Origin of the sequence: Dyadobacter soli (assembly GCF_900101885.1) — a bacterium.
Classification (GTDB): domain Bacteria; phylum Bacteroidota; class Bacteroidia; order Cytophagales; family Spirosomataceae; genus Dyadobacter; species Dyadobacter soli.
This window is the reverse complement of sequence record NZ_FNAN01000004.1, coordinates 92562-116477: the sequence shown is the minus strand read 5'-3', so window position 1 is coordinate 116477 and position 23916 is coordinate 92562. Positions and strand designations below refer to the sequence as shown.

The window sequence follows — 23916 nt, the reverse complement described above, 5'->3', positions numbered from 1 at the left end:
CAAAAATCACATCCGAGATGAGACAGAAAATCGCATTCGCCATGATTATGGGCGTCGTTACGACCGGGATAATTTCCTTCGCTTTGATTTCCCTAAATATTGGATTTGTTACCAATTTTTTGGTGATTTGGCTCAAATCTTGGAGCATGTCGTATCTGATCGTCATCCCGGCCATCCTGCTGATTGGCCCGAAGGTGCAGAAACTGGTCGACGATATCTTCAAAGATACACTGACTCAGGAGGTTGACTAACCGCTCCTGATGTCCTGGATCAAATTATCAAACTGTATGAAAAGAGTAGTAGTTACCGGCCTGGGGGTTATTTCTCCGCTGGGGAATTCTGTGGAAGAATTCTGGCAAAATATTGTAGATGGTAAAAGCGGTGCTGCTACCATTACGAAAATGGATGTTTCCAAATTCAAAACGCAGTTCGGTTGCGAGGTGAAGGATTTCCATCCCGAAGACTATATTGAAAAGAAGGAGCTTAAAAAATACGACCTGCATACCCAGTACGCCATTGCGGCGTCGGACACGGCGATTAAGGACGCAGGTCTGGATTTTGCAGACATCAGCCTGGAAGACCGCCACGATATGGGCGTGATCTGGGCGACAGGAAACGGCGGTATGGGTACATTCGAAGACCAGTTGCTGGAATTCCACGCATCGGGCGGTGTGCCGCGTTTCAACCCGTTCTTTATCCCGAAAATGATCGTGGACATCGCGGCAGGTGTGATTTCGATCCGGCACAAGCTGCACGGCCCTAACTACTGTACTGTTTCGGCTTGCGCGTCTTCCAACACCGCGTTGATCAGCGCATTCGACACGATCCGTATGGGTAAGGCCAAACTGATGGTTGCCGGTGGGTCGGAAGCGGCGATTATCTATTCTGCATTGGGCGGTTTCAGCGCGGCGCAGGCACTTTCCAAAAGAAACGACGACCCCGCGACGGCTTCACGGCCATTCGACAAAGACCGCGACGGCTTTGTAATGGGCGAAGGTGCGGCGGCATTGATCCTCGAAGATCTGGAATATGCCAAAGCGAGAGGTGCTAAAATTTATGCGGAAATCGTTGGCGGTGGAATGGCTGCGGATGCTTACCACCTCACCGGAACCCCTCCGGACGGCATGGGAGCGGCATTGGGGATGCGGAAAGCATTGAAAGAAGCCGGTATTTCAGCCGACAAAATCGACTACGTGAATGCGCACGCGACTTCCACCGGCCTGGGAGATATGAGCGAGCTGCATGGTATGAAAACCGTGTTCGGCGATCATCCAGTGGCGATTAGCGCTACCAAGTCCATGACCGGCCACTTGCTGGGTGCGGCGGGTGCATTGGAAAGCATCGTTTGTGCATTGGCGGTGAAGAATGACGTCATTCCGGGCACGATCAATACCGAAAATCTCGACGAGGCGATTCCGGAAGGAATGAATATCGTGTTGGGCAAATCGCTGAATCAGACTGTGAATTACGCGCTGAACAACACCTTCGGTTTCGGCGGCCACACAGCCACTTCGATCTTCAAAAAATATACGGAATAAAGCATTCGATTACGGAGTAGGGCATTGCCTTACTCCGTGATTTCCGAAAGGACTTCTACAACCCCGTTTTCATCGTTGCTTTTGGCGATGAAACGGGCTATTTTTTTGATATCCGGGTGCGCATTCGCCATTGCGTAGGAGTAATGCGCCTTTTCGAGCATTTCGAGATCGTTGAGGTAATCTCCGAAAACCATCGTTTGCTCGGCGGTAACCTTGAATTTTTCCTGTAAAACCTCCATTGCCCGGCCTTTATTGGCTTTTTTATGGGAAATATCGAGCCAGATGGGGCCGGATACTTTCACCTGCAATGCTTCTTCGTATTTTTTGTAATGCGGATAGCTGTTCACTTCGGAGCCGGCCAGGTCGCATAATGTGAATTTCAGGAACTGGTCGTCGGTGATTTCGCACAGGTCTTTGACTACTTCGTACCTCTCGAAATACAGTTTGAGATGGTTGATAAACTCCTCGTCGTCGTTTTCGACGTATGCCTTTTTCTTCCCGCAAATGATCGGGTAGGTGTTTTTAATCTTTCGGGCAATCAATATCAGCTCGCGGGTAATCTCCGGATCGATGGCCTGAATGTGGATTTCTTCATCCTTAAACACCACATAACTCCCATTCTCGGCTGCGAAAATGACTTCGTCTTTCACCGCATCGAGGGTCTTGGCGAGGTTAAAATACTGACGACCGCTGGCTGCTACAAAAATGATCCCGTGATCTTTGAGTTTTCTGAAAACAGGGAAAAAGGATTCGTGGATTTCGTGTTTGGAGTTCAAAAGCGTACCGTCCATATCGGTAGCCACCAGCCGGATGTCGGAAAATGTCATATTTAATTCAATAGTACCTTATTAATCAAGCCAAATAAGCCGGGTATGGTTCCGTTTTTACTGTAAATTTGACAACTAACGCCGCGGCCGGAGAACCGCCCGCCGGTTTTCGCTGTTAGCTTCGCATACACTACCAAGCTGCGTTGCCTTTCGATGAAATTCTCCAAATACTACCTCACCGCATTTGTTTCGTTCCTGATCTGGGGTTTTTTCAGTCTGGCGTTGAAGCCGTTGAAAGGCTACCCGTCGCTCGATATCCTCTTCTACCGCGTGTTTATGTGCGCGGCGGTGATGGCGGTGATCAGCCTGTTTGTGCGGGTTAAAGTGTTGAAAGAGAGTGTCGCGGCATTCAGGGAAATGCCGGTAACGGGGAAACGGCAGGTTGCATTCCTGACATTGATCGGCGGCGTTTTACTGACGGCCAACTGGTTTTTCTTTATCTACGTGATGAACCACATCAGCGTGAAAGCGGCGTCGTTCGCTTACCTCGTCTGCCCGATCATGACGACGGTAATCGCATTCTTTGTGCTGGACGAAAAGCTCAGTAAATGGCAATGGACCGCGGTAATGCTCAGTATTTTGAGTTGTATATTATTGTCTTTCAATAATATATCCGACATTCTGTACAGCCTCATTGTCGCGGCTTCCTACGCATTCTATCTGGTAAGCCAGCGCAAGAATGCCGGCATCGACAAGTTCCTGGTACTTACAATCCAGATCATTTTTTCTGCATTGCTGCTCCTGCCTTTTTACCCGAAATACAGCGCAGCATTGCCCACCGAGGCTTCGTTTTACATATTGATTATCCTGATAGCCGTTGTTTTTACAATTATCCCCCTGTTTATGAACCTGTACGCATTGCAGGGCGTAACTTCATCGACGATGGGTATTTTGTTGTATATCAATCCATTGATGAACTTCGCGATCGCATTGTTCTATTTCCACGAACCGATCAACGCCACGCAAATCACGGCCTATTCACTGATCCTGCTATCGATCATCATTTTCAACGAGCGGTTTATTTTCGGTCGGAGACGTACTGCCGTCGCCTGATTTGCGGTAGGCAGCCGAGCGGATGAAACGGCCGAAATGGAAGCTTTCGGTTTCCTTTTCGTAATGGTGTGTGTCAAAAAGCGTTGGCATATCAGGCAGCTGGTCGGCCTCTACGTGACTGATATTTTTGAAGAAAATATACATGGAACGCAGCAATGCTTTCTGCCAGAAGCGATTCAGAGTTTTATCGATATGAAAGTCGGTGAAAAGCCATAATGCGCCCTGTTTGAGCATATTATCCAACTTTTCAAAAACTTCCCGCGCACGGTCCCGACTGAAATTGTCGAACAAAAATGGCGTCATGATGACATCGTATGCCGTCGGCGCGAGGTAATCCTCAATAGCTGCATGAATGAATGTGACCTGATTTTGCTTGAAGTCCCTTTTTCTGGCCAAATCCAGCATATTCGAAGAGATTTCCACATAATCGATTGTCATTCCGGCAGGGTAAACTTTGGCAATTTCCTCGATGATCCAGCCCGTGCCTCCGCCCACGATGAGCACGCGTGCGGGAGGGGTAATGCGTGGCACCAATGCCTGTTGCGCGCGAACGATCGATTTTCCGAATATCAATCTGCTCAGCCGGTCATAAATGGACGCAATGCGGTCGTAGTTGTTCAGCATGGCTCAATGCAGGTTTAGGTGTGCAAAAAAGCTGCCCGCAATCCCGCACAGCGCTTTGACGAGCAACAACCCGTCGATCACGATCAGGTAGAAAAGAATGCTCTGCTTCCTCTGCAATGAAAACGCCACGGCGAGCAGGCAAACGAACGGTACCATATTGAAAAGCATGGTCGGGATGCCGAAGCCGCGATAAGTAGCAAAGAAGAGCAATGACACCAGTCCGATCACCAGCAGCGGCACCAGCACGTAATAAATTGTGTTCCGAAGCCCCATCCGCACGGCAAATGTTTTCAGCTCGATGTTCGCGTCGTCCTCGTAATCCTTCATATCGAACATAATGGCATTGACGGTGCAAAACATCCAGTTTTTGGTAAAAAGCCAGAGCATTAGCAGCGGCTCGGCCACGGTAACGCCCTTTTCGATCCGTAATGCAGCTAAGGGAAAAATATTCACGCACCCTGCCCAAACGAACCCGATTACGAATGCTTTCAGCCAGCCCGTGCGCCGCAGATTGAAAGAAATAAGGGATTTGGGAAGCAAACCGTAGTACAGGATAGCGGCGAGCGGCACTACCGACAAGATCAGCCAATAGTAAAGCGGCAAATGCAGCACACCATCGAAATTTTTGACCAGATACCACGCACCCAACACTGCACAAATACTGAACAAAAACACCTGGCTCACCCGCACGAACCGGTAATGCAGCCGGTACCATTCGGTGCGCGGGTTGGCCGACACTTTGGGCGCTACCGGACCGGAGTAGGCGATGGTGTAGTAGAACACAGTCGTGCAGAACAGCAGAATGTAATAAACCGGCGAATTGAGCAGGATATTGAGCTGAAACGCAGTTTCCAGGGATAACGCCACGGCCAGCAAACCCACGAAGTAGTTGGCAAAAAATACAAAAGCGATAATCCTGTTTAACATAACGATTTCCTACATTCGGGTAACGATATTGATTAAACCGGCAATTTCATGAAAAAAATCTATTTGCTCCTGACCCTTTGTATTTCGAACCAGGCCACGTTTGTCTTTGCGCAAAATAAAGAGCTCCGGAAGGACGCTGTGGTTGAAAACATTGTCAGGGAAGCTACGGAAAATTCACAACTCGAAAAACTGGGCCATGAGCTGATGGACGTGATCGGGCCGCGGCTCGTAGGCTCGCCGCAAATGCAGCAGGCACATGAATGGGCGGTGGCCAAATACAAGGATTGGAATATCACTGCAAAGAATGAAAAGTGGGGCGAATGGCGCGGCTGGGAGCGTGGGGTGTCGCATATCGACATGGTGGCGCCGCGCGTGAAATCGCTTGAAGGAATGCAGCTAGCATGGAGTCCCGGCACGAACGGCAAAACGGTAACCGGTGAGGTGGTAATCCTTCCGGATGTGGCCGATTCGGTGGCATTCCAAAAGTGGTTGCCGTCGGCGAAAGGCAAGTTTGTACTCATCAGCATGAACCAGCCCACCGGCCGACCTGACTATAACTGGCAGGAATTTGGTACCAAGGAATCATTTGAAAAGATGAAAAAGGACCGAGACGCACAGACCGAAGCCTGGGCCAGCCGCATCCGCAAAACCGGTTACAATTCCCGCTCGTTGCCGATTGCATTGGAAAAAGTCGGCGCGGCAGGAGTGGTAATGTGTTACTGGTCAAAGGGTTTTGGGGCTAATAAAATATTCTCCGCTTACACCAAGACCATTCCGACCGTGGATATTGCTCTGGAAGACTACGGCTTGCTTTACCGCCTCGCCGAATCGGGACATACACCGAAAATCAGCGTGCGCGCGGATGCGAAAGAAACCGGCGTAAGTCCGACATTCAACACGGTAGGGGAAATCAAAGGCACTGAAAAACCGAATGAATACGTGATCCTCTCCGCGCATTTCGACTCCTGGGATGGCGGTACCGGCGCCACCGACAATGGTACGGGCACGCTCGTGATGATGGAAGCCATGCGCATTCTGAAAAAAGTGTATCCCAATCCTAAACGGACGATCCTGGTCGGCCATTGGGGCAGTGAAGAGCAGGGGTTGAATGGCTCTCGCGCATTCGTGGAAGATCACCCGGAGATTGTGCAGAACATTCAGGCCGTTTTTAACCAGGATAATGGAACGGGCAGGGTCGTTAACCTCTCCGGTCAGGGCTTTTTGAATGCTTACGAATACCTCACCCGGTGGCTTTCCAAAGTCCCCGAGCAGATCCGTACCCCGATCCAAACCTCATTCCCGGGCGCTCCCGGCACCGGCGGCTCCGATTTCGCTTCGTTTGTAGCGGCGGGCGCCCCGGCGTTTTCGCTGAGCTCGCTGAACTGGTCGTACGGCACCTATACCTGGCATACCAACCGCGATACCTACGACAAGATCGTGTTCGACGACGTCCGCAGCAATGCGATCCTGGCCGCGATCCTGGCTTACGAGGCGAGTGAAGACCCTGCGAAAACTTCCCGTGAAAAAAGCATTTTACCTGCTGATGCGAGGGGAGTGCCGGGCGCCTGGCCGGAGCCACGTAAGCCTACACGTCGCGGTGGGCTCGATTAATGCAGGTTAACCCGCTTGTTGAAGGCCTTTGTGTCTGCTTTTTTATTAACAAGAATCTCTGAATCAATGCAAATAGAAATCATAGGGGAGCCGCTTGAAGACATTCTGCTTATCCGCTCATTCGAGCAAGGCGCCGAACCGGTCAACCAGGAAATGTTCAAGGCCGAAAAGGGCGAAATGTGGTGGTACTCGTCGAAAGAGCTCTGGTTAGGGTTAGGAAAAACACCAAAACTGCCCGCCATCACCAAGATATTCCGTTCACTTTTTTTCAAAAGAAAAGACCGCTGGCCTACGCACATTACGCTCGACGCGCGCGGGCGGGACGCCGAATGGGTTGGCAATGCAGTGAATGGTATAGTGCTGGGTGGTTATGACTTGCAGCTTTACAAAACCGAACCGAAAGCGATAAGTGACTTTTTCAAATCGGGCACGCTGTCGATCGTAGCGGATGAAGGTTCGGACGCCGGACAGTCGGCGGAGAATGCTTTGAAAACCGCTCTGGTGCAAATACGCATCATGGACCTGATGAATGCGCCTTCAAACTATAAAAAACCAGCTACCCTGGCTGAATGGGCCCGGAAATCGAGTGTGGAGAATGGCTATGCTGTTCAGATCTTGGAAAAAAAGCAGCTGGAAGAGCAAGGTATGCACGCATTACTGGCTGTAAACAAGGGTAGTGACGAGCCGCCTGTGATGATCGTATCAGAATATAAACCCCCGCATTATACGCAAACGGTAGCATTGGTAGGAAAGGGTGTTACTTTCGATACAGGCGGGATTTCGATCAAACCATCGGCCAATATGCATCTCATGAAAAGCGATATGGGCGGCGCGGCGGCGGTTTTGGGCACTGTGGAACTGGCCGCACAGCTGCAACTGCCCGTTCGCATTATCGGCGTGATACCTTCCACCGAAAATTCAGTCGATGGCTCGGCCATGAAGCCTGGGGATGTGATCGGTTCTTATGCGGGCAAGACGATCGAAGTGATCGATACCGATGCGGAAGGCAGGCTTATCCTCGCTGATGGCTTGCATTACGCCGTGAAGCATTATCAGCCGGATGTACTGATCGACCTTGCTACACTTACAGGCAGCGTTATCCAGACGCTCGGTTACGAGGCCGCAGGCCTTTTTACACCGAACGACAGTCTTGCCGCCGAGCTCATTCACGCCGCCGACGAAACCGGGGAACGTTTGTGGCGCCTGCCGGTTTGGGATGAATACAAAGAAGAAATCAGTTCCGACATTGCGGATGTGAAAAACTACCATGGCAAACCGCTTGCCGGGGCAATCGTAGCGGCCAAGTTTCTGGAAGTATTTACGGATGCGCACCCGGCATGGGCGCACCTCGACATTGCCGGAATGGCGTTCGGTGACACCGAGTTTGCGCCCGGTCGTGCAGGAACAGCTTATGGTATCAGGTTGCTCATTACCTACCTGTCCAAACTGGCAGCTTAGCATCGATGCCCGGGTGTAACGGAAATTTAACCCGGGCTTTTCTTGCCAAAATGGTTCTTTTTGCTAGATTTGAGCATATATGTTTTGCGGCATTGCGAGCCTGCAAATGCCGCTACCGTCCACCAAATCACATTTTATGGCCCGAACTCTTACTTTCCTCTGCATTTCCACCTATTTCAAAGGCAATGATTTTTTGCAGGCGCTCAAAGACGCCGGCAACAAGGTTTTTTTGATTACTGCTAAGAAGCTGGAAAGCAAACCCTGGGTGCGGGAGGCGGTGGATGAGTTTTTCTACATCGAGGAAGGAGAGGAGGGTACCTACAATATGAATGAGATCATCACCGGCCTCGCGTACGTAATGCGCACCCGCCCGATCGACCGGGTGGTGGCGCTTGATGATTTCGATGTGGAAAAAGCGGCGCATATCCGCGAGTACTTCCGCATACCCGGAATGGGGCAGACCACCGGTCGCTATTTCCGCGACAAGCTTGCCATGCGAACCAAAGCATTGGAATCGGGCATTCTGGTTCCGGGCTTTTCGGCGCTTTTCAATGACGACGAGATCAACCGGTTTATCGAAAAATACCGTGGCCCGTGGATGATCAAACCGCGTTCGGAGGCTTCCGCACTGGGCATTCAAAAGCTGAACACAGCGGATGAGCTCTGGAATACCATTCATGAACTAGGCGACAAACGGCATGCATACCTCGTGGAACAATACAAGCCCGGGGACGTCTATCACGTGGATTCGATATCTTACAACGGGATCGTTATATTTTCCTGGAATAGCAAATACCTCGCGCCGCCATTCGATGTGGCGCATGGAGGCGGGATTTTCCGCTCCGTCACCGTACCCCTCGACTCTTCCGAGGAACATGCATTGCAGACGCTGGCCGTGGATCTGCTCAAAGCATTTGGACTGAAACACAGCGCTTCGCATACCGAGGTCATTCGCTGCTATGAGGACGGCAAGTATTATTTTCTCGAAACGTCCTCCCGCGTAGGTGGCGCCCATCTTTCCGAAATGGTGGACGCAGCTTCGGGCATTAACCTCTGGAAAGAATGGGCCCGGATGGAAACTGCGGAAGCAAAAGGGGAGAACTACAAACTACCCGCTGTACGGAAAGAATATTCCGGAATTCTTATCTCGCTGGCACGGCAGGAAAAGCCGGATTTGTCGGTTTTCAACGACCCGGAAGTGGTATGGCGCATGAATGAGCCGCACCATGTAGGTCTGGTCGTGCGGTCCAAATCCCGTGAAAAGGTGCTGGAACTGATGGATAAATACGCGGCCATTGTCCAGAAAAAATACCACGCCTCCGCGCCGGCGCCCAAGAAACCGGCGCATTGATCGGGCGGTTATCCCTGGCTTCCCCGATGAATATTCCCCTCCGTACCGAATAATTTTTGCTGAAAAAAGTTTTTTGTAGAACTGTGTGACCGAATAGAAAAGCGGACGTCTAAATGGATGTACTTCAAATACATTCACTATGGGCAAGATTATAAACACCGCACTATTTAACACAGTCAAAGATCTCATACTGGCTAGCCGCCAGCATGTTGCGATTTCTGTAAATGCGGAAATGAGCATGCTGTACTGGAAAATCGGGAAAGTTATTCGCCAAGAAATTCTGAAAGACGAGCGGGCTGAATACGGAAAACAAATTGTCTCAACACTGTCGAGACAATTGGAAGTGGAATATGGTAAGTCGTTTTCAGAGAAAAACGTACGGCGAATGATACAGTTCGCCGAAATATTTACCGATGAGCAAATTGTCGTTTCACTGAAACGACAATTGAGTTGGGCACATATCCTTGCGATATTGCCTATTTCTGATCCCATCAAGCGCGAATTCTACATCCAAATGTGCATCCACGAAAAGTGGAGCGTACGCACATTTCGGGAGCGAATTCAATCCATGTTGTACGAGCGGACCGCTATCAGCAAAAAGCCCGAAGATGTCATCATCAGCGACCTGCAACTTTTGAAAAGTGAACAAAAGCTCAACCCCGACCTGGTTTTCAAAGATCCCTACTTTCTTGATTTCCTTGGCTTGAAGGATGCTTATTCCGAAAAGGACCTAGAAGCGTCGATCATCGTGGAATTGCAGCGGTTCATTATTGAAATGGGAACCGATTTTGCATTCATGGCGAGGCAGAAGCGGATCACGATCGATCATCGGGATTACTTCATCGATCTGCTTTTCTATCACCGGCGCTTGAAATGCCTGGTGGTAGTCGATTTGAAAATGGGTGAGTTCGAAGCGGGTTTTAAAGGGCAAATGGAGCTTTATCTGCGGTTTTTGGAAAAGTATGAGAAGATTGAAGGAGAGAATGACCCGATCGGATTGATCCTGTGCTCGGGCAAAAGCAGCGAGCATATAGAACTGATGCAGCTCGGGCAAAGTAACATCCGCGTGGCCGATTACCTGACGGCGTTACCTTCGCAACAGGTTTTACAGGAAAAGCTGCACAAAGCAGTTGAAATTGCGCGGCACAAAATGGAGCAGCGCGATTTTACCTATACAAAAACGGGCCTGCCAAAAGATTAGCAGACCCGCTTTTCAATATACATTCAAAGAATATTAAACCAGCTTGAACGCCTGGCGGCCCAGCAATACCCAGCTTCCTTTCACTTTTTGGAATACCATAAACACTCCGAGTTTCACCTGCGCAGGGTCTTTGCCCTTGTTATGGGTATCGCCATACAGCTTGTGACGGACCATTGCGACATCCCCTGAAACGGAGATCGTCTGCTCGCTGAGATCGATTTTGGTGAATTTAGACTCCGTGCTCACGAGCGCGCGGATGAACTCTTTCTGGTCTTCCAGCAGTCCGTTGGAATGCCCGTAGGAGAGCGAGGGCGAGGTCAGCTTTTTCAATTCTGCCTCGTCGGCGCTAATGATGGCGGTTTTAAGTTTTTCAACGGTCGCGGCAACGGCCTTTTCATCGGCGCTTTGAGCGAAAACAAATGCATTGCCTATCAAGAGGAATGCAAGAAGCAAAAATGTTTTTTTCATTGATTGATAAGGAATTAGGATTTGAATTTTCGGCGGTCGGCGGTCATTGGTCGGCGGTCGACTAAATATCCACCCGCTCCATCTTCGGCGAAAACACGTGCATTACGCCCCACGCAAGCAGGTACGCACACCCGCAGATGATGAAAATGACGTTGTAACCTCCTCCGATGTTCCCGGCAGCCTTGTAGTTGTCGAGAATGATCCCTACCAAAAGAGGAAACAGGATGCCTCCTACTGATCCGGCCATTCCGCCGATACCGACAACCGAACTTACAGCCTTTTTAGGAAACATATCCGACGCGGTTGTAAAAATATTTGCGCTCCAAGCCTGGTGCGCCGCCGCAGCCAGACTTATCAACACCACCGCCTGCCAAATGTTAGTCGTGTATTGCGCCGCCATGATAGGCATTACCAGGAATGCAAAAATCAGCATTGAGGTCTTTCTGGCACGGAATACCGGCCAGCCCTTTTTGATAAAATAACCCGAAAGATACCCGCCGCCGATGCTGCCTATGGTAGTCGCCGTGTAGACGATCACCAGTTCCGGACTTGGTTTGGAGAGATTCAATTTGAATGCTTCTGCGAAATAGGACGGCAGCCAGTACAGGAAGAACCACCAGATGGGGTCGGTGAGCATTTTGCCGAAAACGAATGCCCAGGTTTGCCGGATTTTGAACAGTTGCAGCCATTTAACCGGTGCTTCTTTGCTGGTATCGGGTTCATTATCGCTGTGAATGTAGTCGTATTCGGCTTTGTTGATGTTTTTTTGCTTCGCCGGAACTTCGTACATCCGCCACCAGAATATGAGCCATACAAAGCCGATTGCTCCGGTGATCAGAAATGCCTCCTGCCAGCCATAAGCGCCCAAAATCCAGGGAACCATAATGGGCGCCACAACCGCACCGATGTTCGCTCCCGAGTTGAAAATGCCCGTTGCCAGCGCCCGCTCTTTTTTCGGAAACCATTCAGCAGTAGCCTTGATCGCCACCGGGAAGTTACCGGCTTCACCAAGCCCGAGAATGGCCCGCATTAAGCCGAAACTGAATGTACCCGTTGCGACGGCGTGCAGCATAGCTGCGATGCTCCAAACCACCACTGAAATGACGTAACCGATTTTGGTGCCGATTTTATCGATGATAGCCCCGAAGCCGATCAACGAAAATGCGTAGGCCGCCTGGAATGCCATTACAATGTGGCTGAAATCGGATTCCGTCCAGCCGAAATCGGCTTCCAGCGTCGGTTTGAGCAGGCCGAGCACCTGGCGGTCGAGGTAGTTGATGGTCGTTGCGCAGAAAAGCAGCGCTACCACGCGCCAACGATAGCTGGTCTTGGGCGCCTCTACTTGGAGCTCCGCCGGTTCAGGATTGTGAGAATGCATATTCCGTTTTTTCTAAAAGCGTTTTCAAAGTTTCGTTAATACCGTTTTGCGCAATGGATTGGAGATGCCTGACGATGGAAGTATGTGCATCCGCAGTTTTGTTCAGGTCACGGCCCCAAATCGATTGTTCTTTCAATATCGCCTGCACCATGTCGGGCAGAGATGCCATTTGCCATTTCTGGTAGAAAAATGCGGCTTTCGGGTCCTGGATCAGGTAGGGGAGGCCATCGATGCGGCCGTAGTAATTGTCGCCCTCTTTCTTCACGACTTTCATGAAATGGATGAAAACGGCAAGCCCGAAAGTCATGTATTCGGGCAGGTAACCATTCTTTGCTTCGTAGTTAAGATAGGTCGGAATGACCCGCGAAAGAATCTTGGCGGAGTAATTCTGGTTGATATTGAACCACTTGTGTAGAATGTGAGGATTGCGGAACCGGTCGGCAACCTGCCGGCTGAATGCCAGTGCTACCTCGGGACGGACTTCGTAGGGAATGGCGGTCGCGATCTCGCTTTCCATCAAATGCGTGATGAATGCGGAGAAAAACGGGTCGTTCATCGCTTCTACCACGGTTTTGAAGCCACACAAATGCGCCAGCCCGCCTCCGAGCGTGTGGGCGCCATTGAGCAGGCGTAGTTTGAGTTCGCGGTATTGTTCGATGTCCGGCTCGATGATCAGGCCTTCGTCGATACCATAAAAGCCGATTTTCTGACGGATACGTTCGTCGCCCTCAATGGCCCACAAATGGTAATGCTCAGTCGTGATGAGCAGCTCATCGCGGTAACCGAGCTCTTCTTCTAGTTCTTTCAGTCGTGTTTCGTCGGGTTTGCCGGGCACAATGCGGTCGACGAGGGAATTGCAGAAGAAATTATTTTGTTCGATCCAGTCGATAAAAGCACCTTCCAGGCCATTGCGGTGAGCGAGTTCCAGGATGATGGATTCGAGTTTTTTGCCATTATCGGCAATCAGTTCCGTTGGAATAATGGTGATACCAAAATCGGGGTTGCCGCTGAATGCCACGTAACGCGCATACAAAAAAGCCAGCAGCTTGCCGGGAAACGACACGGGCGGCCATTGGTAAATATCATCCTGTACGAGCTGAATGCCGGTTTCGGTAGTATTGGAAATCACGATGCTGACCGCGGGATTCTTTGCCAGATCCAGCACGAGCGACCATTGCGTTTTAGCCGAAAGTACACGGCTGATGGCCGAAGAAATGATATTCTCCTCCTTTGCCTCACCATTCTGAATGCCCCGGGAGCAAATCGTATAGAGGTTATCCTGTCTTTCGAATGCCTTCGTATCGCCCTGATCGGTGGATTTCACAACCACGATGCGGCCATTGAAGACGCCCTGCCGGTTGGCTTTGTCTATGAAATAATCGGCCAGGCCGCGTAGAAATGCGCCGGTGCCGAATTGCAGCACTTTTTCCGGCAGCTGGAACACGGAATCATCGGCCACCACCACAGCGGGCTGGCTTCTGAGCTGGCGAAGGTTTTCCCGGAAGAGGTAGCCCATAGCGTTGAGATTTACTTTTTAACAACCTGTTTCAACAACCAACCGGCGAGGTCTTTACCTGCCTCGAAATTCTCGAAGCTGGTGTCGATCCTCCTGCCGTCAACATATTCATTGTAAAGCCACGGATCGCCGACGGCGAACACGGTACCCTTACCATATTTGGAAATCCCGAAAATGACGTCGCCCTGATCCGTCAGCAACGGTTTTACGGGCGAAGTGAGGGCAAGTGGTGAAAGCTCTTTGATGTAAATTTTTTCAGTGTGGGGAAAAACGGCTTTTGCTTCGGCGGAGATCATCAGTTTGCCCTGCTCGAACTGCGTGCCTTGCACCATATTCCGGTTCTTATTCGTAAACTGAATGCCGAATTTCGCAGCCAGCTTGTTGAAATGCGGGATTTCGCAGTTCGCCGTGTCGTTGGCCATCAGTACCAGCACGCCGCCGGCTTTTACCCAATTTTCAATTTCGGAAATGGATTTGTCATCGATGAAATGCGGCTCGGGCGTTTCTTTCTTAGTGTCCGGGTCGACGATAATGTAAATGTTGACGTCTTTCAAGCTGGCCTGCGTAGGCGCTGCCGGAACGGCAACCGTTTTGGCCCCCAATTCCCGGAAAGTATTGCCCCAAAGCCAGAAACCGGAATGCATGCGGTCTTCCCACGTGTAGTGGAATTGTTCCGGTGCGCCGGTGAGGTCTTTCCGCGTTTCATGGTTGAAATAATAGTCCACACCAACCGTTTTGCCTTTCCCAATGGCATTCTCCGCCGCAATCTCCATTTCAATACTCGCAAAAATGAATGGCCCGATGCCTTTCAGATCGTTCTTGCGGATAGGCTCGCTGAGGTAATATTCGTATGTGCCGTCGCGGTAAGGCGTGCCGCCGAGGCCGCCGACGCTGACGGTTTTATTGAGGCTTAATGTGCCGTTGGCTTCTTTTTCTACAAAATTTTGAAGGATTCCCTGGTAACCTTTCTGCGCATTGGCTGCGAATTTTTCAGGAATGTAGCCCAGCCGCGCGCCCTTCGCGAGCGCATATACGAACATGCACGAGGCGGATGCTTCCAGGTAATTGCCAGCCCGTTTGCCCTGATCGATCACCTGGTACCAGGCGCCGGATGCGGGGTCCTGGTATTTGGCCAAAACGGGCGCTAACCTTTGCAGATAACCGATGAGCTGCGCTCGTCCGGGATGCTGCGCCGGCAGGTAATCGAGCACATCCACAAGCGCGATGGCGTACCAGCCAATGGCGCGTGCCCAGAAGCTCGGGGAGCGACCGGTCGTCTTGTCTGCCCATTTCTGCTCGCGGCTTTCGTCGTAAGCGTGGTAAACGAGGCCCGTTTTCTCGTCCACGGCGTATTTTTCGATCAATGTGAATTGCTTCACGATGTCGTCGAAATGCTCGGGGTGATGGAAAATGGCGCTGTACTCGGCCGCGAACGGCTCGCCCATGAACAGGCCGTCGAGCCACATCTGGTTGGGATAACGCTTTTTGTGCCAGTAACCGCCTTCTTTGGTGCGCGGCTGCTCTTCGAGTTGCTTCCAGAGCAGGTCGGCGGCCTTTTTGTATTTCTCCTTGTCGGGCTGCGATTGCTGGTACAATGTCAGCAATGCACGGCCTGGCGGAATGTTGTCGATGTTGTATTCATCGGCGCGATAAGTGCGGATGGAGCCGTCGGGACGCACGTACTGGTCGATGTCCTTGCGGATGTATTCGAAATACTTTCCCTCGCCGGTGCGGTACCACACTTTTTCGATCGCTTTCAGCATTAATCCCTGCTCGTAGTCCCATTTCGTCGCCGTGTTTTTGCCGACGAGGATCGAATCCTTATGGTTAGCCATAAAAGAATCCGCCATCTGACGCGAAAGCGGCAATTCCTGCGCATACGACCAGGTAGTCGCGAGGCAGGCGATCCAGAAATGACGAAAACGAGGTAGAGAAATGGTCATCAGCAATGCGTTACGCCTTTGGAATAGTTACAAAATCCTCCCGCATGGGAGTGAAAATATCGACCAGCATCCCGGCCGAAAGACATAATGCGCCATGCACGACGTGCGGTGGAATGTAGTACACATCCCCCTGCCGCAAAACCTGCTTCCGCTCGCCGATCGTAATCTCGAACTCGCCGCTTTCGACGTAGCTCATCTGGGTATGGAAATGGCTGTGCAGCGTACCAATCCCACCTTTTTCAAATGCGACTTTCACCATCATCAGGTTATTGTCGTACGCCATGATCTTGCGTTTCAGGCCGCCTCCCAGGTCCTCCCAGGCGATTTCGCCGTCCGCGATGAATTCCTTTTCTTTCAATGTTTCCATTATCTGAGATCGCCGATCAGCACCGGGTCCATGTCTGTATAATCCTTGTTTTCGCCCGCCATTCCCCAAATGAATGCGTAGTTCGAAGTTCCGCAACCCGAATGGATCGACCACGGCGGCGAGATCACTGCCTGGCGATTGGCCACCCATAAGTGACGGGTTTCCGAAGGTTCTCCCATTAAATGCAATACCCTTTGATTTTCAGGTACATCGAAATAACAATAGGCTTCCATACGCCTATCGTGCACGTGGGAAGGCATTGTATTCCAAACGCTTCCCGTTTGCAGTACCGTCAGACCCATCACTAGCTGACAGCTCTGAATGCCATCCATATGAATGTATTTATAAATCGTGCGGTGGTTAGAAGTTTCCATACTGCCCACTGTGGCCGGCGTAGCGTCCTCCTTGGTGAACAAACGGGTAGGGTGGGTGTGGTGTGCGGGCGAGGATAGGAGGTAGTAAGCGGCTGGTTCAGCAGGGTTTTTGCTGGTTAGCAGCACTTCTTTTGTCCCTTTCCCCACATACACGCAACCGAGTTTGCTCACTGCGAAATGCTCGCCGTCGGCAATCACCTCGCCGTCGCCGCCGATGTTGATAATGCCGATTTCACGTCTTTCGAGAAAGTAGGAAGCTTTTAACGCGTCGAAAACCGGGATAGCGAGCGGCGTTGCGAGCGGAATGGCGCCGCCGATGATCACGCGGTCGTAATGGCTGTATACGAAATGGATCTCACCTTCCTGGAAAATATCTTTAACCAGAAAATTGTCGCGCAGGGCGTCGGTGTCCATTTGCGCTACTTCTTTCCGGCTGCTTTCAAATCTGATCTGCATATGATGCGGCTGCTTTTTGAGTTTCTTTGTACTAATTGGTTTAACTAACGGCCCATCCAGCCGCCATCGACGGTTAAGGTCGTTCCGTGGACGTAACTCGCTGCTTCGGAGGCAAGGAACAATGTCGGGCCTTTGAAATCTTCGGGCGTGCCCCAGCGGCCAGCCGGAATGCGGTCGAGGATGGATTTGCTGCGTACGGGATCGTTGCGCAATGCTTCGGTGTTGTCGGTATTGATGTAGCCGGGTGCGATGGCGTTCACATTCACGCCCTTACCAGCCCATTCGTTGGCCAATGCTTTCACCAGGCCGCCGATGGCACTTTTGGAAGCCGTATAACCCGGCACATTGATGCCGCCCTGGAATGTGAGCAGCGAAGCTGTGAAAATAATTTTGCCCGAGCCACGCGCGATCATTTCCTTACCTAGCTCGCGGGCGAGGATATACGGTGCGTCGAGATTAATATTCAGCACTTTGTCCCAATATTCGTCGGGGTGCTCCGCGGCGGGCTGGCGCAGGATAATACCTGCATTATTAATCAGGATGTCGATTACGGGATGGTCGTTTTTGACCTTGGCTATAAACTGATATAGCTTTTCGCGATCGCCGAGGTCGGCCTGGTAGGGATAAAATTTCCGGCCGGTTTGGCGGATCGCGCGTTCAGTTTCGCTACCTTCCTTAAACTCCGACGACGCCACGCCGATAATGTCAGCGCCGGCTTCGGCGAGTGCCTCGGCCATGGCTTTCCCGATGCCGCGATTGCAACCGGTTACCAATGCGGTTTTACCGGTCAGATCAAAAAAATTAACGGTGTTCATTAATGGGTATATGGTTTGTCTTTTTCGGGGTATCCGATAATTTTAGCGTCGATTGTAAATAGACCCCAATCAAACGATGTTAGACTGAATAATCAGAAAAATCAAATAACGAATTGTCTTTTTTTGTGCAATCGTTATCGGGAACGTTGTCAGTTGAGCCGGATGATTGTAAATTTTAGGATAAATTGGCAGTCCGGCACAGCGGCGCAGAGGGGTAGAAGATATTTTGAAACGAATAATAAGTTGGAATAAACCAATTTTTCCATTGGAGACCATCACCATTAAGGATATTGCAAAGGCGCTGAACCTGTCGACTTCGACGGTTTCACGTGCATTGAGAAATAGCTACGAGATCAACCCGGAGACCAAAAAGCTGGTAATGGAGTACGCCGAGCGGATGAATTACCGTCCGAACCCGATTGCCCTGAGCTTGAAGGATAGCAAAAGCAAGTCGATTGGCGTCATTATTCCCGAAATCGCAAACCACTTTTTCTCGCAGCTCATCAATGGCATAGAATCCATTGCTTATAACCTGGGTTATCATGTGGTGATTTTTCAAAGCCATGATTCTTATGAACGGGAAGTGGCGAATACCAACTATCTGGTTTCCAGGCGTGTGGATGGATTGCTGGTTTCGCTGGCGAGCCTCACGACCAACCTCGTGCATTTTCAGGAGCTAATGGAAAAAGGGCTGCCGATCGTGTTCCTGGATCGTGTGCCTAATGATATAGAAACACATAAGGTGGTAGCCGACAATTTTACGGGAAGCTACGAGGCCACCGAGCATTTGATTCTGTCGGGTCGCAAGCGCATTGCGCATTTGACGAGCCCTATCTATCTGTCGATCGCTACGGAACGACTGGCGGGTTATAAAAAGGCATTGGAAGATTACGGTATTCCTTTCGATGATGCGTATGTCAAGTATTGCTCTTACGGCGGGAAGATCGAGGCTGAAAACGAGGCTGCGATCGACGAACTGCTGACGCTGCCGGAACCGCCGGATGCCATATTTACCGCGAGCGACCGGTTGACGACCGGCTGCATGTCGGTTTTTCAGCGAAAAGGTATCCGGGTCCCTGATCAAATCGCGATCGTCGGTTTTACCAATATCAGCGTAGCCGATTTGCTCAATCCACCATTAACTACGGTCATGCAGCCTGCGATGGAAATGGGTCAGCAAGCCGTGGAACTGCTCATACGGCTGATCGAGCATCCTCAAAAAACCGACCAATTCGAAACGCGCTCGCTCAAAACAGCATTAACGATCCGGGCGTCGTCTGTGGGAAAAACCGTAGTTTAGCGGGAAAAACCGCATTACCGATGATCAGCCTGCGTATCGACGGAGCATTGTTCAATTACAGGGTCGCCGGCGTGGCGGTGCTGAATGGCAAGGTGCTTCTGCACAAAACCCCTTCCGACAATTACTGGACGCTGCCCGGCGGGCGTTGTGAGTTGTTTGAGTTTTCAAAAGACACTTTACAGCGTGAAATGCAGGAAGAAACCGGCCTAAACGCCGAAGCGGGTGAAATGCTGTGGGTTTCCGAGAATTTCTTCCTTTACAATGGCGACAAGTACCACGAGATCGGTTTCTATTTTGAAATGCAAATCCTAAACCTGCCCGACCAGAATGACTTTCTCGGTTCGGAAGGGGAGGATGAGCTGCTGTTTCACTGGCACGACGTCACCGATTTGCATGCGATCCGCGTCTATCCCGAATTTTTGATGGATGCTTTGGCAAAAAATCCATTGGAAAAAGGGCATCATAGTTCCTCTTTCCGCGACCTCGACGCCGGGTAATCTATTCTGTCATAGACTTCCAGGTAACGTTGCCGATTGAGTTTGGCTTGCCGCTTTCAGGTGCTGAAATGCTGCCTTTCAGTTGCCCGCCCTGCCTTTCGACCTTGATGGTACGCCACGAGAATGCGCCTTTTTCATATGCAAATGACTCACCGTCATCGTCATAAAGGTTATAACTTCCGTTCTTTTGACCATAATGCCGGATTTCGATGTCTGTTTTGGTGCCCGAACGCGGTGCGTGGAGCATGGCCGGCATCATCGGGATAATGCCGCCGTCTTTCACGAAAACCGGAATCTGGTCCATTCCTGGATTTATGGTGATCACTTCGCCGTCACCTGCCAGCTTACCGGTGTAGAAATCGTACCATTTGCCTTTGGGCAAAATCACCTTTCGGGAAGTTTGTCCTGTGAACAACGGTGCTACGAGCAGGTATTCGCCCGCCATATACTGGTCCTTCACCTCGCGGGTGACGGCTTCTTCGTAGGGGTTTTCGTGGAGGTTGGCGGTCGTTTTTTCCTTTTCCATGTTTATTCCAAAACCTTCTTCCAGGTTCATCCCGCGGAATGGCGGCGTGCCGTTGTAATGGTATTTAGCAAATTCGGAATACCAATAGGGCATCATGCGCATCCGCAGCTCAGCCAATGCCTTGACCTGCGGCGCTACTTCGGGGAATGTCCACGGCTGCATACTGCTCGACCACGCATTGATCATAGCCATCGGCGAGAAACAGACCGTTTGAAAGCGCCTGAGCCATTCTTCGGCGGTTTTCGACGCGCGTACCTCCGGCGTCCAGAGCACGCCCGCGTAGCCGCTGTTGATGAGCGCGGTGATGAAATCTTCGTGGCTGTAATTGTCATTGTAAATCACATAGGGAAACGGCGCCCCGCCCGCGTTGGAAGCGCGCACGAGCCCGTATGTACGCATGTTGTTGCGCCTGAACATGTCGAAGCTGTGTTTTTGAACAAGCAACCCATAGGTCTGACGGATCTGTTCGGAGGAACGACCGGAAGGAAATGTAGCCACATCCGGTCAGAGATAGGAGTCGTAGCCATCCACCTCATCGATCTTGTAGCCGCTGACACCGATTTTGACATGCTCTTTTTCAAACTGATCGAACAGTATCTTGCGTGCCTGCGGCATGGAAAGGTCGGGGACAATGCCGTTCCAGACGGTGTGCGAGCCGGTGTAAGGTGCTATCGCTTTGTAAATGGAGGCGTCGGGAGAAACGTAAGGATTTGTCCAAAGATTGATTTTGACACCCATTTTGTCCATATCCTTTACAAACCCTGCCGGATCGGGGAAGCGCGAGCGGTCCCATTCGAATGTGCAGGGGTAGGATTTGGTCTGCCAGCCAGGTTCGAGGCCGATGAAGTCGAGCGGGTAACCTTTTTCTTCAAATGCTATGGCCTCCTGCTTCACCTGGTCGGCGGTGTAGAGGCGGTGCACGCGTTGCGTGAAGCCCAGCCCCCAGCGTGGCGGCAGGCAGCCTCCGCCGCTCAGCAGGTTGAAGCGCTCGATCGCGTTGATGGGTTTGGGACCTGCAAAAACGTAGATTTCAATGCCCTCGGCGGGTATCAGCATTTCCACCGCGTCGGAGTAGGGATGCGCTTCCCAGTTTTTATCGGTGTTGCGGTCCATGATCTTCGGCGGATTCTTGCTGTCCTTGCGCACGCCCGAGCCCGCGTACACATCGATGTATTTCGCAGAATTCACAAATACCCCATAACCGAGCGACGACACATAAAACGGCACCGGCGCATGCGTGCGGCCATTGTCGGACTTTCCGTAATGGTCGGCGTGGAGTTGCATAATGCGGCCCCGCTGGTGAATGGTCTGGAAATTCAACCCAAAGCCGTAAAGCTGCTCGTTTCGTTGAAGTGGCAGGCGCAGGTAGGATTTCCCATTGTTCAGCTGAAATGCGATGGCTGATCGATCGAGCGGGAAGTCCTGCTTCGGGAGTTTCGCAAGCGCGGGCGAGGCGGCTGTTTCCGCTGCTTTGAGCAGGTCGTAAGCGTCAGGCTTGCCCGCGGTACCTTTCCAAACACCCGGGTGGATTTCTTTCCAGGTGATAATCTGCCCGAAAAGCAGGGCGGGAATGCAAATCAGAAGCAGGGCCGAAAGGGCGGTTTTCAGGTGTCGCATGGGGTTTAGTAGCGCTTGGATCGATGTTATAAGCAGCGGACCATTTGATATTACTAAACAGGATGGTGGTAAATTAAGTCTATTAAATTTGTAGGATAAATAGATTAATGATAAATTTGAGCTCCGAAATCAGAAGACCCCTGGCATTATGTACTACGAAATTGAAGACGAACTGGGCAATGTGTCCACTTTACAGCTGAAACAACGGGTAACGGAAGAACAGATCGAACCACCAAAGGCAGGCGACCTGGCACCGTTATTCTATCTGAGGAATGAGGAAGGGTTTCCGGTGACATCGCTCACGAGCACGTCGGCCGACAGCGAATCGCGCTCGATCCTCGATCTGGTCCGTTTCAAACCGCTTGTTCTCAGTTTTTATTGCAACTGCTGGGGCAGCTACGCGCCGAAGCACCTGGAAGCCCTGAAAGCACTCGCCCCGCAGGTGGAGGCTTTGGGAGGGCAGCTGCTGATTTTGACCAATGAATCTCAAAAGGAGATCGGGCGCATTACGCGGAAACTGGACGCCGGCGCGCTGATTTACCACGATAAAAATTACAACGTCGCACGCTCATATGGCGTGTTTTCTGAAACTTCGCCAATCTGGGACCGCATTGCCGGCATTTCGGAGGAGGTTTTCACGCCTTCGCTCTTCACACTCGGCCGCGACCGCCGGATGGGTTATGCATTTGTGGACGAAGATTTTGACAATACGCCCGATGTTAAAGCAGTTTTGAAGGCTGTTTATGACGGCCGGTAGCGGAAATTAGATACTTTGGCATTCATACCGTGTCAGCGAGGCAACCATGCATTATCTTTGGTTTCGCCGCTGACACGGTATTTGTTTAATACGATTTTGGATATGTTGTTGAAAAACCGGTTGCAATCGAAGCTTCCCAACGTCGGGACTACCATTTTTACCAAAATGTCGGCGCTGGCCGAAGAGCACAGGGCGCTGAACCTGGCGCAGGGTTTCCCGGAGTTCGATTGCTCGCCGGACTTGCAGCGGCTTGTCGACCAATATGTGCGGTCGGGTAAGAACCAGTATGCGCCTATGCCGGGTGCATTACCCTTGCGCGAAGCGATTGCGAAGAAGACTTTCGAGGCGTCCGGCCGGGAGTATCATCCCGTGACGGAGGTTACCGTTACCAGCGGCGCTACCGAAGCATTGTTCGTGGCGATCAGCACCGTGGTGCATCCGGGTGATGAGGTGATCGTGTTTGAGCCTGCTTATGATAGTTATGTACCTGCGATCGAGCTCAGCGGAGGTATCCCCGTATTTGTAACGCTCGATCCGCATTATGAATCCGTCGATTGGGAAGCGGTGAAGGCGCGCATTACTGGAAAAACACGAGCGATCGTCATCAATACGCCGCACAACCCCACCGGCAAGGTCTGGGCGGCTTCGGATTTACAGGCGCTTGCATTGCTAGCCGAAGAGCACGACCTGATCGTGATCAGCGATGAGGTTTATGAATACATAGTTTTTGACGGTCGGCAACATATTTCGGTGGCATCTATTCTGTCGCTGGCCGAGCGCAGTTTTGTGTGTGGTTCTTTCGGGAAGACATTCCATACGACCGGCTGGAAACTCGGGTATTGCCTGGCTCCTGCGGATTTGACTGCGGAATTCCGTAAAATCCATCAATTCCTGGTATTCAGCGTCGTTACACCGTTTCAATTCGCTGTGGCCGAGTACCTCGGCGAACCGGAGCATTATCTGTCGCTTGCTGCATTCTACGAGCGCAAAAGAGATCTGTTCAACGAAGCCATTAAGGACATCGGTTTTGTGCTGAAACCATCGGAAGGCAGCTTCTTTCAGAATGTTTCCTACGCCAATTTATCCGACGAAAACGACCTCGCGCTCGCTGAGCGGCTTACGAGGGAAGTGGGTGTCGCTTCAATACCCGTGTCTGCATTCTATGGCAGAGAAACTGACTTCAAAACACTCCGATTTTGCTTCGCCAAGCATGATGAGACCTTGCTGAAAGCCGCAGAATTGTTGAGGAGGGCACTTTGGTAAAAAGATTTGGAAGGCTAGTTAGGAATTTGATACCTTCGAAAAAAGTCGT

General features: G+C 51.2%; 22 protein-coding genes and 1 pseudogene. 11 read left to right on the top strand and 12 right to left on the bottom strand.

The genetic code is table 11. The features are described 5' to 3' along the window. The first annotated feature begins 17 nt into the window (after nt 1-17). Nucleotides 18-251, top strand: coding sequence for a DUF2798 domain-containing protein (locus BLQ88_RS06990; RefSeq protein WP_090147974.1), 234 nt, complete (start codon nt 18-20; stop codon nt 249-251). A gap of 36 nt (nt 252-287) precedes the next feature. After that, the gene (fabF, locus tag BLQ88_RS06985) at nt 288-1538 is read left to right on the top strand and encodes a beta-ketoacyl-ACP synthase II (protein WP_090147972.1); all 1251 of its coding nucleotides are present in this window, start codon (nt 288-290) and stop codon (nt 1536-1538) included. 29 nt (nt 1539-1567) lie between these two features. Here the strand turns inward: fabF and BLQ88_RS06980 are convergent, their stop codons facing one another. Continuing rightward, complete coding sequence (locus tag BLQ88_RS06980) at nt 1568-2365, bottom strand: HAD family hydrolase (protein WP_090147970.1); 798 nt, start codon at nt 2363-2365, stop codon at nt 1568-1570. A gap of 153 nt (nt 2366-2518) precedes the next feature. Here BLQ88_RS06980 and BLQ88_RS06975 point away from each other — a divergent pair, with 153 nt between their 5' ends. After that, nucleotides 2519-3418, top strand: coding sequence for an EamA family transporter (locus tag BLQ88_RS06975; protein ID WP_090147969.1), 900 nt, complete (start codon nt 2519-2521; stop codon nt 3416-3418). Here BLQ88_RS06975 and BLQ88_RS06970 read toward each other — a convergent pair. Beyond that, nucleotides 3356-4042, bottom strand: a complete 687-nt coding sequence (locus tag BLQ88_RS06970) for a class I SAM-dependent methyltransferase (RefSeq protein ID WP_090147967.1) — start codon at nt 4040-4042, stop codon at nt 3356-3358. The two genes, BLQ88_RS06975 and BLQ88_RS06970, sit on opposite strands and share 63 nt — an antisense overlap. 3 nt (nt 4043-4045) lie before the next feature. Continuing rightward, on the bottom strand, nt 4046-4969 hold the full coding sequence (locus BLQ88_RS06965; RefSeq protein ID WP_090147965.1) for a UbiA family prenyltransferase: 924 nt from the start codon (nt 4967-4969) through the stop codon (nt 4046-4048). A gap of 48 nt (nt 4970-5017) precedes the next feature. Between BLQ88_RS06965 and BLQ88_RS06960 the strand changes: the two genes are divergently transcribed. The 4 genes from BLQ88_RS06960 (at nt 5018) to BLQ88_RS06945 (ending at nt 10590) form a co-directional block, all read left to right on the top strand. Further along, on the top strand, nt 5018-6580 hold the full coding sequence (locus BLQ88_RS06960; protein WP_090147964.1) for a M20/M25/M40 family metallo-hydrolase: 1563 nt from the start codon (nt 5018-5020) through the stop codon (nt 6578-6580). A 66-nt stretch (nt 6581-6646) separates the two neighbouring features. Then, the gene (locus tag BLQ88_RS06955; RefSeq protein ID WP_090147962.1) at nt 6647-8038 is read left to right on the top strand and encodes a leucyl aminopeptidase family protein; all 1392 of its coding nucleotides are present in this window, start codon (nt 6647-6649) and stop codon (nt 8036-8038) included. 136 nt (nt 8039-8174) lie between these two features. After that, on the top strand, nt 8175-9389 hold the full coding sequence (locus BLQ88_RS06950; protein WP_090148425.1) for an ATP-grasp domain-containing protein: 1215 nt from the start codon (nt 8175-8177) through the stop codon (nt 9387-9389). Between the two features lie 139 nt (nt 9390-9528). Next, nucleotides 9529-10590, top strand: a complete 1062-nt coding sequence (locus tag BLQ88_RS06945; RefSeq protein WP_090147961.1) for a PDDEXK nuclease domain-containing protein — start codon at nt 9529-9531, stop codon at nt 10588-10590. A 33-nt stretch (nt 10591-10623) separates the two neighbouring features. On the opposite strand, the gene BLQ88_RS06940 is transcribed toward BLQ88_RS06945, so the two are convergent. The 7 genes from BLQ88_RS06940 to kduD all read right to left on the bottom strand — a co-directional run bounded on the left by BLQ88_RS06940 (nt 10624) and on the right by kduD (nt 17907). Then, nucleotides 10624-11058 carry a nuclear transport factor 2 family protein gene (locus BLQ88_RS06940; RefSeq protein WP_090147959.1) on the bottom strand — a complete coding sequence of 145 codons (435 nt, stop codon included), beginning with the start codon at nt 11056-11058 and terminating at the stop codon, nt 10624-10626. 61 nt (nt 11059-11119) lie between these two features. Then, on the bottom strand, nt 11120-12436 hold the full coding sequence (locus tag BLQ88_RS06935; protein WP_090147957.1) for an MFS transporter: 1317 nt from the start codon (nt 12434-12436) through the stop codon (nt 11120-11122). After that, on the bottom strand, nt 12417-13952 hold the full coding sequence (locus BLQ88_RS06930) for a tagaturonate reductase (RefSeq protein ID WP_090147956.1): 1536 nt from the start codon (nt 13950-13952) through the stop codon (nt 12417-12419). Before BLQ88_RS06930 ends, BLQ88_RS06935 begins: the two co-directional genes overlap by 20 nt. Before the next feature lie 11 nt (nt 13953-13963). Next, entirely contained in the window at nt 13964-15802 is a 1839-nt protein-coding gene (locus BLQ88_RS06925) for a glycoside hydrolase family 88/105 protein (RefSeq protein ID WP_229212626.1), read from the bottom strand. Between the two features lie 103 nt (nt 15803-15905). Beyond that, nucleotides 15906-16262, bottom strand: a complete 357-nt coding sequence (locus BLQ88_RS06920; RefSeq protein WP_090147953.1) for a cupin domain-containing protein — start codon at nt 16260-16262, stop codon at nt 15906-15908. Beyond that, nucleotides 16262-17092 (bottom strand): 5-dehydro-4-deoxy-D-glucuronate isomerase, encoded by an 831-nt coding sequence (kduI, locus tag BLQ88_RS06915; protein WP_090147951.1) that lies wholly within the window; start codon nt 17090-17092, stop codon nt 16262-16264. The genes BLQ88_RS06920 and kduI overlap by 1 nt, the downstream gene beginning before the upstream one ends. 44 nt (nt 17093-17136) lie before the next feature. Next, nucleotides 17137-17907, bottom strand: coding sequence for a 2-dehydro-3-deoxy-D-gluconate 5-dehydrogenase KduD (gene kduD, locus BLQ88_RS06910; RefSeq protein WP_090147949.1), 771 nt, complete (start codon nt 17905-17907; stop codon nt 17137-17139). Nucleotides 17908-18172: 265 nt separating this feature from the next. Between kduD and BLQ88_RS06905 the strand changes: the two genes are divergently transcribed. Both BLQ88_RS06905 and BLQ88_RS06900 read left to right on the top strand, forming a co-directional pair. Further along, nucleotides 18173-19207, top strand: a complete 1035-nt coding sequence (locus BLQ88_RS06905; protein WP_090147948.1) for a LacI family DNA-binding transcriptional regulator — start codon at nt 18173-18175, stop codon at nt 19205-19207. A 20-nt stretch (nt 19208-19227) separates the two neighbouring features. After that, the gene (locus BLQ88_RS06900) at nt 19228-19704 is read left to right on the top strand and encodes an NUDIX hydrolase (RefSeq protein WP_090147946.1); all 477 of its coding nucleotides are present in this window, start codon (nt 19228-19230) and stop codon (nt 19702-19704) included. Nucleotide 19705: 1 nt separating this feature from the next. On the opposite strand, the gene BLQ88_RS37120 is transcribed toward BLQ88_RS06900, so the two are convergent. Together BLQ88_RS37120 and BLQ88_RS06895 are read right to left on the bottom strand one after the other, a co-directional pair. Beyond that, a complete protein-coding gene (locus BLQ88_RS37120; protein WP_229212625.1) occupies nt 19706-19951 on the bottom strand; it encodes a DUF5110 domain-containing protein in 246 nt (81 codons plus the stop codon). A gap of 27 nt (nt 19952-19978) precedes the next feature. Then, a pseudogene (locus tag BLQ88_RS06895) lies at nt 19979-21847 on the bottom strand (TIM-barrel domain-containing protein); the annotation flags it as partial. A 148-nt stretch (nt 21848-21995) separates the two neighbouring features. On the opposite strand from BLQ88_RS06895, the gene BLQ88_RS06890 reads away from it, so the two are divergent. Then, the gene (locus BLQ88_RS06890) at nt 21996-22604 is read left to right on the top strand and encodes a redoxin domain-containing protein (protein WP_090147945.1); all 609 of its coding nucleotides are present in this window, start codon (nt 21996-21998) and stop codon (nt 22602-22604) included. A gap of 102 nt (nt 22605-22706) precedes the next feature. Next, on the top strand, nt 22707-23867 hold the full coding sequence (locus tag BLQ88_RS06885; protein WP_090147944.1) for a methionine aminotransferase: 1161 nt from the start codon (nt 22707-22709) through the stop codon (nt 23865-23867). Nucleotides 23868-23916 lie beyond the last annotated feature (49 nt).